The organism is Streptococcus mitis (assembly GCF_905187495.1).
GTDB classification, from domain to species: Bacteria; Bacillota; Bacilli; order Lactobacillales; family Streptococcaceae; genus Streptococcus; species Streptococcus mitis_CU.
The window spans coordinates 1-12,496 of sequence record NZ_CAJJIB010000033.1; the positions used below are offsets into that span (position 1 = coordinate 1).

Consider the following 12,496-nt stretch of genomic DNA (forward strand, 5'->3'; position numbering starts at 1 on the left):
AGCTGACGTGGTTTGAATTTGATTTTCGAAGAGTATAAAAATACTAGTCAGGGTTCTAGCTTTGCCCCATAGGACAAAGCGTCTACTGACAAATGCTTTAGCTTTTAGTCAGTAGTGAGACGTGAAGCATAAGCATTTTTATTTGTCATTTTTATATTCCTTTTCTTTAATGGAGGATCTATTGTCTATTTATAAAAACTGGTCTTTTCTTCCAAACTTCTACGATAGTCTTCTTCATAGTCGTAGAGAGGCGTTGGGTAATCACCATCAAAATAAGCGACACAGAGACCACCATTTGGCGCATCCGTTTCAATACCAATTGAATCAATCAACCCCTCAATAGAAAGATAGGTCAGACTGTCCGCACCAATGATTTGGCGAGTTTCTTCGACCGTATGATTAGCCGCAATCAGCTCCTGACGGGTCTGGATATCAATCCCGTAGAAACATGGATAAGCTAGCGCTGGACTGCCAATAGCAACGTGAACTTCAGTCGCACCCGCTTCTTTCAAGAGTTGAACGATCCGACGAGAGGTTGTTCCACGTACAATAGAATCATCAATCATAACTACACGCTTGCCTTTTACAACACCAGAAACAGCAGATAGTTTCATCCGCACCCCTTGCTCCCGCAATTCTTGAGTCGGTTGAATAAAGGTCCGTTGGGTGTATTGGTTCTTAATAAGACCCATTTCATTTGGCAAACCAGATTCTTCCGCAAATCCCATAGCTGCGCTGAGGGAGGAATTGGGTACACCAACTACAATATCCGCCTCATGCTTGAATTCTCGCGCCAATTGGGCACCCATACGTTTACGTGCCGTATGGACATTGACACCATGAATGTTAGAATCAGGGCGAGCAAAATAGATATACTCCATAGAACAGATTGCTAACTGGGTATCATCTGTATAGCTGTCATACTGGATGCCCTTGTCATCAATGATCACAATCTCACCTGGCTTCAAATCACGAATCCATTCAGCACCAATAACCTCAAAAGCACAGGTTTCAGAGGAAACAACCACCGCTCCGTTGGCCATTTTCCCGATAGAAAGCGGACGGAAACCATTTGGGTCAAGAGCAGCAATTAACTTATCCTCAAATAGCAAGATATAGGCAAAACCACCTTTGACAAGGCTGAGCGCTTCCTTGATTTTTCCCATCAGGCTAGGATTATGACTGCGACGAATGAGGTGAGCCAAGATTTCCGAGTCCGAAGTCGCGCTGAAAATCGCGCCTCTTTGTTCCAATTCTTTCTTGAGAGAGGCAGCATTGGTCAAGTTTCCATTATGAGCCAAGCCAAACTGCATATCATGAAAACGGAAGAGGAAGGGCTGGATGTTATCTACAGAAGCTTCGCCAGCAGTCGCATAACGCACATGCCCAATCGCACCAGTTCCTGTCAATTTATCTAAGTTAGCAGGATTTCTGAAGACTTCTGATAGAAGACCCATATCGCGATGCCGCTTCAATTGCCCCTGATCATTGGAGAGGATTCCTGCCCCCTCCTGACCACGGTGTTGAAGACTGTGGAGACCAAAATAGGTCAACTTAGCAGCATCTGGATGACCCCAGATACCGAAAACACCACATTCTTCATTAAGAGATTTTACTTCGTATGTCATTTTATATACCTTTTATTTCCCTGTGAAATAACTCACCGCTGACGCGAATAGGTGCTGGTCTTTATTTCCTGGGATATTTTGGAAAAGACCTTCCTCATAACGTTCTGAGTGGCCCATCTTACCGATGATTTGGCCGTTCTTGCTGGTAATTCCTTCGATGGCATGGACAGAACCATTCGGATTGTACTTAGAATCCATACTTGGTTTTCCATCAAAGTCAACATATTGGCTGAAAATTTGTCCATTGTCACGGAGCTCAGCGAATTCCTCAGCCGTCACGACAAATTTCCCTTCACCGTGCGAAACAGGAATGGCATGAATCTCACCAACTTCCACTCCAGCAAGCCATGGTGAGTTGGTATTGGCAATCCGAGTTTCTACCATCTTGGCCACGTGTTGGTTGGCATCATTGTAGAAGAGGGTTGGACTAGTACTGCTGGCATCTTCGAAGTTCCCGTATGGAAGAAGACCTGATTTGACCAAGGCTTGGAATCCATTACAGATACCGATAACCAAGCCCCCACGAGCGATAAAGCTATCAATGCCCACACGCACTTTTTCATTGAGCAGGATATTGACAATAAACTTAGCTGAACCATCTGGTTCGTCCGCAGCTGAGAAGCCACCTGCAAAGAAGAGGATGTTAGCCTTTCCGATATTGTCAACCATGGTTTCAACCGACTTAACAATTGCTTCTTCATTCAAGGTCACAAATGGTACCAAGTTAACCTCTGCACCTTCTTTTTCAAAGGCCTTGGCTGAGTCATATTCTGAGTTAGTTCCTGGGAAGACTGGGATGTAAACCACCGGTTTTTCAACCTTTTCTTTAGCTTTGATGATTGCGTCGGAAACGACAGCTGGAACTTCTTCCAGTTCTTTCGCTTGAGCAAATTCTGTTGGGTAAACTTCTTCCAGTTTTCCTTGGAAGGCACTGTCAAGCTTGTGTCCATCTAGCTTCACACCGTTGACAGTTAGTGTAAAGTCTGCTTTTGTTTGTCCAATCTTCTCTACTCCAGCAATTTCTTCAGGAGATGTGAAGACAAATCCACCTAATTGAGCCGTTAAAGAACTTTCAAGTTCAGACAGGATTACCTCTGCACCAATATGGTTTCCAAAGGTAGCAAGAGCCAAGCTTTCAACGACACCACCGTATTTAACAGCTGATGCAGATGTTACTTTGTAAGCCTTTTGAAGGGCTTCAAATTGAGCGAAGTTAGACTTGATAAGATCGAAGTCAATCTCTTGAGCCAATGCTTGACCTGGAATGTAATAAATATTTTCCCCAACAGCTTTAAATTCTGGAGAGAGCACATTACGGCTATCCGCTGTCGTCACCCCAAAAGCGACCAAGGTTGGCGGAACGGTCAATTCTTCAAAGGTACCAGACATAGAGTCCTTCCCACCGATAGATGGCAAACCAAGCTGAATTTGTGCTTCGATAGAACCTAGAAGAGCAGCTACTGGCTGACCAAAACGCTCTGCTTGTTTATCCATGCGCTCGAAGTACTCTTGGTAAGAGAAGCGAGCCTTAGACCAGTTGGCACCAGCAGCAACCAAACGAGCAGTTGCTTCGATTACCGCATAGGCAGCACCGTGGTATGGAGACCATTCTGCAATATAAGGGTTGAAACCTTGAGCAATGACTGACGCAGTATGAGTCACACCGTGTTGTACTGGCAATTTCTGCACAGATGCCTCAGTTGGTGTGAGTTGGTAACGACCACCAAGTGGGTGATTAACCGTTGAGCGTCCAACAGAGCAGTCAAAGATAGTCTGTAATCCTTTTTGACTCGCATGATTGAGGTCAGATAGAACCGTAAGGGTATCTGCTTCAAGTGTGTCAGCAGATGTTTGACGTTCTTCTGGGAGTGTGACATCCTTGTCCACAACTTTGGCATCGACGACCACGCGCACACCATTGGTATCAAGGAAACGACGCTCCAAGTCGACAATGGTTTCACCATTCCAGTGCATGACTAGATTTGGTTTTTCAGTCACTGTCGCAACCACAACAGCAGCAATATTTTCTTTGTTACATTCAGCAACGAAGGCATCTACATCCTCAGGACGAACCACGACTGCCATCCGTTCTTGAGATTCAGAGATGGCAATTTCGGTACCATTCAAGCCCTGGTATTTAAGAGGCACCTTGTTGAGGTCAATTTCAAGACCGTCTGCCAATTCACCGATGGCTACACAGACACCACCAGCACCAAAGTCGTTGGATTTCTTGATGAGACGAGTCACATCGCCATTACGGAAGAGGCGCTGAATCTTACGTTCTTCGATAGCATTCCCTTTTTGAACCTCAGCACCAGCAGTCTCTACTGACTCAACTGTTTGAACTTTAGAAGAGCCTGTCGCACCACCGACACCATCACGTCCAGTCTTACCTCCAAGGAGAATAATGACATCACCCGCTTCCGGTTTTTCACGAACAACATTACCCTTAGGAGCCGCTCCGACAACAGCACCAAGCTCCATGCGTTTAGCTACAAAGCCTGGGTGGAAATACTCACGAACGTAGGTCGTCGCAAGCCCAATTTGGTTACCGTATGAAGAATAACCATGAGCCGCTGTTTTAGAAATGACCTGTTGTGGCAGCTTACCAGCACGCGTTCCCGAAATCGGTGCGGTAATATCACCCGCACCTGAGATACGCATAGCTTGGTAGACATATGAGCGACCTGACAATGGATCACGAATGGCTCCACCGATACAGGTAGCAGCCCCACCAAATGGCTCAATTTCCGTTGGGTGGTTGTGAGTTTCATTCTTGAACATTAGGAGCCATGGCTCTTTCACACCATCAACATCCACTTCGATTTCTACTGAGCATGCATTAATTTCGTCAGACACTTCCATATCATCCAAACGTCCATTGGCACGCTCATAACGACCGAAAATAGTCGCCATATCCATCAAGGTTTGAGGTTTTTCAGAACGCCCCAACTCCTCGCGCATGGCAATATACTTGTCGTAGGTTGCCTGTAATTGTTTTTGGAATTTAGAAGCTGAAAAGTCGATGTGTTTCAACTCAGTCTCAAACGTCGTGTGACGGCAGTGATCAGACCAGTAAGTGTCCAAAACCTTGAGTTCTGTTTCCGTCGGCACGCGCCCGATTGACTTGAAGTAGTCTTGGATAAAGAGCAAATCATCCACTTCCATAGCCATCCCTTGCTCGGCCTTGTAGCGGGCAAAGTCTTCTGCCCTATAACTTTCAAAGAAAGTCAATTTTGGAATGGTCTTATCTGACTCTGAAAATTCCTGCTTGGCAATCCCTGTCGTGATGTCTTTGAAACGAGAATCAACTGGATTGAGCAGGTAGTTCTTGACCGCTTCCAACTCAGTCGCATCAATATCTTTATTGACTAAGTACAGTTGGGCTGTGTTGACTGTCACGTCACTCGAACTTCCTAGTAAAAGCAAGGCTTCCTGTGAAGATGCTGCACGCTGGTCAAATTGCCCTGGTAGGCTTTCAATGGCAAAGAAAGCATAGTTGGCAAGATCCGCTTGCACAGCCGCTTCGTCCAAGACATGGTCTGTCACCTGCTCAGAGAAGATGTGTTTCTCTGCAGGCGCAAACAAGTCCTCTGCCAAGTTAAAGACATCATACACTTGCACAATACGAATACTTTTCAAGCTTGAAAGTCCCAAGTTATGCTGGAGTTCTCTAACCAAACTCTCTGACTTGACCTGAAAATCAGCCTTTTTCTCAACAAAAATACGTTTATCCATCAATCCTTATTCCTTTATTTCAGCTCTTGCAATGTTCCCAACGACCTTGAGGTTGTTACTTCAATTCCTGCAACTTTTCCCAAACAATCTCGTAAACGTCTGTTAGTTCTCCCAATCCTCTACGGAGTGAAAAGGTCTGGGGACCTTTTCAGCCTGAGTCATTTTAGTTGAGAGACGAAGGTTTTCCGTTGCAAATAGATTATTTCAAACCTTGCAGCTTCTCCCAAACAACTTCATAAACATCGGTTAGTTCTCCCAATCCCCTACGGAAAACATCCTTATCCATGTGGTTGCCATCCGCATCCCACAAACGGCAGTTATCTGGTGAAAATTCATCTGCCAAGATAATCTTGCCATCCTTGTCAAAACCGAACTCTAGCTTAAAGTCAATCAACTTGAGGCCAATCTCAGCAAACCAGACTTTCAAAAGTTCATTGATACGACGGGTTTCTTCCTTCAAGTAGGCAATCTGCTGGTCATCCGCAATCTGTAGGAATTTCACATGCTCATCATTGATGAAGGGATCATCCAAATCATCATTTTTATAGTAAAATTCGACAATCGGAGTCTCCAAGGCGATTCCCTCATCCACACCAAAACGTTTTGAAAAGGAACCAGCTGTATAGTTGCGAAGCACGACCTCCAGAGGAATGATTTCCACCTTTTTATTGAGTTGTTCCGTATCTGAAAGTTTCTCCACAAAGTGAGTCGCCACACCAGCCGCATTTAATTTCTCAAAAATAAAAGATGAAATCTGATTATTCAACACTCCCTTGCCCGCAATCTGCTCCTTCTTGACACCATTGAAAGCAGTCGCCTGGTCCTTGTAAGTTGAAATAATAAGATTTTCATCCTCAGTTGTATAGATATCTTTAGCTTTTCCCGAATAGATTAATTGTTTTGACATTTTAAAGTTCGCCTTTCGTATTACTTGAGCACATTCTACCATAAAAAACCTAAAATTACAAGAATTTAACCGAATAAATAACGTAGTAATCTCAAGAATTATAAAGAAAAAACCGCAAGAAAAAGATTTCTCACAGTTTTAAAATCATTTAACTCTAAAAACACGAACATTACTCTTTGTTCAAAAAATGATCCAAATAATAACGCAGGTAACTTTTCTTACCTGTAATCATCTGCAGACGACCTTCCACACCATATCGAAGTTTTTCAGCTTGCTCAGAAGTTAGATTAGTCTCTGCCTCGATTTTAAAGAAATTCCCTTTTTCAGTCTTGGTAGCTGTCGCATCAATGCTTGTAATAGTAGAATCTAGGAAAAGTTGATTCTTGGCATCATGAGTCGTCGTATAGCGAACAGAATCACCAACCTTGATTCTTGCTACATCTTTTGAACTTAGATAAGCTGTGAGTTTGGCTGTCTCTTCTTTTTCCAAAGACGGATAGAGTTGGGCTAGTAAGGCACCTTCTGCTACCATGGTAGAATCACTGGTCTCAGGATTAAGGTGAAGCACCCCATCCTCACTCGCCGTAATTTTCCCCTTGTCTAAAAGGTTTCCCTGAACCTTCTTACCTGACTCTGTCTCCAAGATTTTCTGGTCTAGAAGGGTCAATTCCTGACCGACCCTAGCCAAATGTTGGGATTTAAGGGACTCTAATTGACTGCTTAAGCCTGACGCATAGGCTTGCTGGGTACCTGAACCTGCATACTGAACACGGTAAGTAGCAAGACTGGATTCTAACTGAGAAAGATGCGCTTCCACCTGCGAAATTGTCTGAGCCTTAGCTTGCGAATTTTCCTCGCCCTGAGACTTGTAGGACTGGTAGAGAGAGTAGGCTAGATTCTGACTGGCCAAGGAAGCACCTGTTTCAATAGCTGACTTAGCTGTCTGGTAATCGCGAATTTTAGCCTCTGTTTGGCTGATGAGATTGCCGATTTCGGCTTGGGTTTGGCTAGCTGCTGCATTCTGGGACGCGATGGTCTCATTTTGTTGCGATGTACTAGCCCTAAGACTGTCTGCTTGACCGAGGTAGTCGCGAAAAGTGGCTTGGTAGCCAAACTTATCCTCCTCTGGAAAGTAATCCGTCCCTTCTTGCAGGCTCTTTTGCAAATACTCCAATTGCTTTTTTTGATCCTTGAGCATGTCCAGCTGACTAGCATAGGTCTCTACTTGAACACCTTCTGCTCCTTCCTGATATTGAACCAACAGTTCTCCCTTCTTAACCAGCTTATTTTCTTCCAAATGATTGACAAGAATACGATTGTTGCTAGTTGACTGGATATTTGCAAGGATACGACTAGGCTCGACAGTAGCTCTAGTTGATAAACTTATCTCCTTCTCTGCAAATGTTGCAAAGCCAAGCAAAAACACAAGCAGAAGGGACATGGGTACAATCACCCGACTGGAAAAATTATGGTAACGACGATTATAAAACTCCGCACTTTCTAAAAATTCTGGTTTCATCCTCTCCTCTTTCTAGCTATTCACCAAATGGGCGTAAAATCCACCCCGTGCAAGCAAATCAGCATGATTTCCTTCTTCAACAATCTTGCCCTGATCCAAGACAACAACCTTCTCTGTCCGCTCAGCAATGGTCAAGCGGTGGGCGATGAAAATCAAGGTCTTGTCTAAAGCCATGAGATTATCGACAATTCGCTTCTCTGTCAAGATATCCAGACTGCTGGTCGCCTCATCCAAAATCAAGACCGGTGCATCTGTCAAGAGAGCACGCGCCAGAGCGATTCTCTGACGTTGACCACCTGAAATTCCTGCTCCATCCGAAGTCAATTCTGTCTGGTAATTCAGTGGCATGCGCTCGATATCCTCCCGAATCTCTGCCAATTCGACCGCCCGTAAGATATCCTCTTGAGTCGTCCCTTCCTTGGCTCCAAGGAGAAGATTCTCCAAAATCGTTCCGTTAAAGACATAGGGCTGTTGAGGCAGATAGTTGATATACTGGCGCAGAGCCTTTTTATCAATCTGATTGAGATTGACACCACCTAGACTAATCTCTCCCTGACTTGGATCGTAAAAATTAACCATCATCTTGGCCAAGGTCGTCTTACCTGACCCTGAAATTCCCACAAAAGCCACCTTAGAGCCTTGGGGAATAGTCAAATTGATATCCGACAAGACGTCTCGACCATAGCCATACTTGTAGGAAACCTGCTTGAAGGTCAGCTCTCCCTTCATCAAGCTCAGATCCTCAACTGTTTTCTTCTCCTCAAACTCAGAAGCTACCAGATAAACCTCATTCAGACGGTTATTGGCAACCTGCGCTGTCTGAAGCTTGGTTTGCAGATTGATGATATTTTCCAAAGGATTGGTAAAGTAAACAAGCAAGGTATTATAGGTAATCAACTGTCCCAAACTCATCTTGCCATCCATGACCAGAACAGCCCCCATCCAGAGAATGCCGACATTGAGCAAGAGATGGGCAACTTTTTTCAGAGCCTTTTGCTGACTCTCTGCTCGACTATAGGTAAAGGATTTTTTCAGATAATCCACAAATTCCTTGTCAATCTTTTGATAACGCTGACTTTCACTGGTCAAGGACTTAATAGTCTCAATACCATTGATGTCCTCGATGATAGAAGAAGACAGAACCGCATTGGCTTCCATGGTGTCTCGATTCATCTTTTCAAATGGCTTCATAAAGGCAAAGATAATCACTGTGTAGATAGGAAGTGCCAATAAAGTCATGAAAAAGAGATTGGTATTTTGTGAAAATAAAACAAGAGAAATAATGACAACCGTTGACACATCTAGGAAAATCGAAAGAATGGTCGAAGCCAGCGCATCGATGATACTGTTAGCATCTGTAAAACGAGACACGATTTCCCCTGTCCTGCGTGTCGCGAAAAAGGACATAGGCAGGTGAAAAACATGCTTGATATAGGACAAAATCACATCAATCGATAAGCGTTGCCCCAAAACAAGTAAGAGATACTCCTGAGCGTAAGACAAGATCTGCTGGAGGATATAAACAATCACCAGCCCAATAGAAATAATCCCCAGAGTCGAACGCATCCGATCTGGCACATAGGTATCAATGATAGACTGCAGATAATAAGAACCCACAATGTTAATCAAGGTTACCAAGAGTGTTGCCAAAACGATATTGGCAATCAAGCCACGCTGCTTCACTAATATAGGGATAAAAGAGAGCAGACCATTCTTTTGATCCTTATGAGGCTTGTAGTCTGGACTAGGTGCCATAAAAAGCGTCACTCCTGTCCATTCTTCCGCAAAACGCTCACGTGGCAGTTTGGTCAATTTCACCCCAGGATCTGGATCGGCAATATGAATGTTGTCCCTGTCCTGCCCAGTCACCACATAGTAGTGGAGCAATTTCCCTTCCTTAAGCACATGAGCAACAAAAGGAAAGGTCAAATCTGGCAAGTCAAAGAGCGTCATATCTGCCTTGATAGCCCGCGTCTCAAAGCCAATCTCCTCTGCCACCTTGACCAAGCCCAAAGCCGTTGTCCCATCCATGGTTGTCTTGGCCAATTCTCGTAAGTGAGCCAAAGAATAGTAACTACCATAGTAGCCAAAAATCATGGCTAATGAAGCTACACCGCAATCCATCTGATCTACCTGCGGACGATAGTGACGTTTCCCAAATTTCATATTCATCTCCTTTTCCTAAACTCATCTGATAACAACTATCTTACCCCAATCCTCAAACAAAAACTGGACTTCCTCCCCAAATGCGCCTATCCCCCTCCCAACTGCACTTTTTAGATAAAAAAATAGGCAGAACAAGCGCCCTACCTACTAAAAATATGATATGAAAGGAAATTGATTTTTTACTGACACCCTAGGCAAGCTTGGAACAAATAAATCATTGATAGTAACATTTGTGACATCCTATTCATTACTTCAATTTCTAATGTCCCTGCTATTTCTGAGCCACCTCTGGTATGATCTGTTCATAGTCAGAATAGATAACACCGTTCTAAATTACGATTCATAGTTACTCCTTTTTTGATTCGTTACTATAAGACACCTATTCCCTATAGAGCGTCTACTACCTCAAATTTATCCATTCTTTTTTTCTTTACTTCTGTATAAAAGAATGAAGACCATCATAAATAATGCAATCGTTGGTATATTGAAACTATCAAACCAAGTAGGTAAAGATACTTTATTCATATCAGCCACTAATCTGATGATTATATAAGACATTGAACTAAGTAATACCATGATTTCAGGCAAAATTTTCAATACTGATTTAACGAATTTTTTTAAAAACATAGAAATTCCTCTCTGACTACAATCAGATTATGGTCTATTCGCATAATACCCCAAAGCTGCTCCTCCAGCAGGAAGTAATAATCCTTCGATAACAATCAATAAACCTACTTCAACTTATTTACTTTGCTCTACGATTTCAAATTGATTCAAATTTTGCATGTTATACCCCTCTTTAAATAATACTAGCTAAGCCAATAGTGAGTCCCACTAATAAACCTACCATCCCTGAAGCTGATATAATAATAGCCGCAAATTCGTTTGAAAAATTCATTGATTTCTTCACAGTGTTTTATCTTATCTGAAGTAACCCCATGCAGCTAGCCCTACAGCGGATAAACCACCGACAACATACCCTGCAACCTTGATTCCTACTGGAACTGCTACTACCGCTGCAGGAAGTACTCCTCCATCAACTGTTGCTAGTTCTTTTTCTGTCATTGCTGTAAACTGATGATCATTTACTAAAATATTCATTTTAAGTTCTCCTTGTTCTTATTCACTTTTGATTTAAATATTTCTTTTTTATTAATATAGTATGTCAATGCTACTAACAAAATACAGCTCTCCAACGATACCTTTTCTAAATTAAATAGAGAATAAATTAATAATATGCTGTAAGCTGTTAAAGCAGATCCTACATATATTTTTTTTAATATTCTATTCATAAAACTTACCCAAAGTTTTATTTTAGATTTTTTCCAACTTGATAAAGACCTGCTCCCAGTATAATAGCCCCTCCTGTTACAGAAAAACCTTTAAACGCCGCTACTCCAAACGCAACTACTAGTGGTGCAATTCCCCCATCTACATTCATCAACTCTTCTTCTGTAAGAGCTACAAAGTTCTGTTCCATTTTGTCAAAATTTGTCATCTTTTTTCTCCTTTATTTCTATTTTTTAGTTTACGATTTCTGGCTCTTAAACCATTTTAAAAACCAGAATAGATAAATTACTGAATTCCTTTTCGTCTCACTTATCTATTTGAGAAGTGATTTAAAATGAACAGGTAGATTTCATTTATTTTAAATACCATTTGATAAACCATGGCAATAAGATTGGTAAATACATCGCGTAGTCTCCTTCCTTTTCCTCTTACTTATCTATTCGAAAAAAATTTCGAAAATGTACAACTAAATTAAATTTATTTGAAAAATAATTTAATGTACCATGAATAGAAAATTGGTAGATACATGAAGCAAACTCCTTTCCTTTTTCCTCTTACCTATCTATTCGAAAAAGAAGTCAAAAAAATAAGAATATCAGAAAATTTTCCGACATTCTTATTGATAAACTCATCCAAGTCTAACAGATATTAGACATTGAGATGTTTTTTAAGGGTTCTTCTGGCTGTTCGTGATACGGGGAAATGCAAGCCTTCTAACAAGGTCACTTCTGTGGCAGTCATCTCTTCAATTGCCTGTAAACTGACTAAAGTATTGCGATTGGCATAGACAAAGTAATCTTTTTCAGCCTTGGCAGCGATATCCTTGAGACTGCCATAAATGGTCTTGATAGAGTGATTGGCATAATAGACCTTGATACGGTGGGATTCCACTGAGGTTTCAAAGGCTAAAATCTCATGGTAGGGCAGAGTAAAGCCCCGTCTTCCCTCAAAACTATAGGTGAAGAGACGCATATTTTCCCTCTTGTCCACTGCCAGTACATAGTCCAGACAGCGCTCCAACTGATGACGGTAATCTTCCTCTGGCTGATCCTTGGAAATAAAATCTAAGGCAGACAAGTGATAGCGAAAAGCTAGAGGCAAGGCCTCCGAGTGAGTGGACACAAAGACAATGCTTGTAAAGGGATCTCGCTCCCGAACCTGTTGAGCAACCTGAAAGCCCCGTTCACGCTCTCCATCAATCTCTAAATCTAATAAATAGAGCTGATAATGGTCAAAATACTGAGAATA

The 12,496-nt window shown here is 42.4% G+C and carries 8 protein-coding genes and 1 pseudogene; all 9 read right to left on the minus strand.

What is annotated here, in order from left to right:
- Positions 1–185: 185 nt before the first annotated feature.
- Entirely contained in the window at positions 186–1,628 is a 1,443-nt protein-coding gene (gene purF / locus JQ843_RS04805; RefSeq protein ID WP_084947194.1) for an amidophosphoribosyltransferase, read from the minus strand.
- Between the two features lie 12 nt (positions 1,629–1,640).
- A complete protein-coding gene (locus JQ843_RS04810; protein ID WP_203213024.1) occupies positions 1,641–5,366 on the minus strand; it encodes a phosphoribosylformylglycinamidine synthase in 3,726 nt (1,241 codons plus the stop codon).
- A 55-nt stretch (positions 5,367–5,421) separates the two neighbouring features.
- Positions 5,422–5,528 (minus strand): annotated as a pseudogene (locus tag JQ843_RS10185) (phosphoribosylaminoimidazolesuccinocarboxamide synthase).
- 37 nt (positions 5,529–5,565) lie between these two features.
- A complete protein-coding gene (gene purC / locus JQ843_RS04820; protein WP_203213025.1) occupies positions 5,566–6,273 on the minus strand; it encodes a phosphoribosylaminoimidazolesuccinocarboxamide synthase in 708 nt (235 codons plus the stop codon).
- Between the two features lie 169 nt (positions 6,274–6,442).
- Complete coding sequence (gene comB / locus JQ843_RS04825) at positions 6,443–7,792, minus strand: competence pheromone export protein ComB (protein ID WP_203213026.1); 1,350 nt, start codon at positions 7,790–7,792, stop codon at positions 6,443–6,445.
- A 12-nt stretch (positions 7,793–7,804) separates the two neighbouring features.
- Positions 7,805–9,958, minus strand: coding sequence for a peptide cleavage/export ABC transporter ComA (gene comA / locus JQ843_RS04830; protein ID WP_203213027.1), 2,154 nt, complete (start codon positions 9,956–9,958; stop codon positions 7,805–7,807).
- A gap of 921 nt (positions 9,959–10,879) precedes the next feature.
- Entirely contained in the window at positions 10,880–11,059 is a 180-nt protein-coding gene (locus JQ843_RS04835) for a Blp family class II bacteriocin (protein WP_001024119.1), read from the minus strand.
- Positions 11,060–11,267: 208 nt separating this feature from the next.
- On the minus strand, positions 11,268–11,456 hold the full coding sequence (locus JQ843_RS04840) for a class IIb bacteriocin, lactobin A/cerein 7B family (protein WP_000180826.1): 189 nt from the start codon (positions 11,454–11,456) through the stop codon (positions 11,268–11,270).
- 440 nt (positions 11,457–11,896) lie between these two features.
- Positions 11,897–12,496 (minus strand): response regulator transcription factor (locus JQ843_RS04845; protein ID WP_203213028.1); only part of this gene is annotated, 600 nt, incomplete at its 5' end.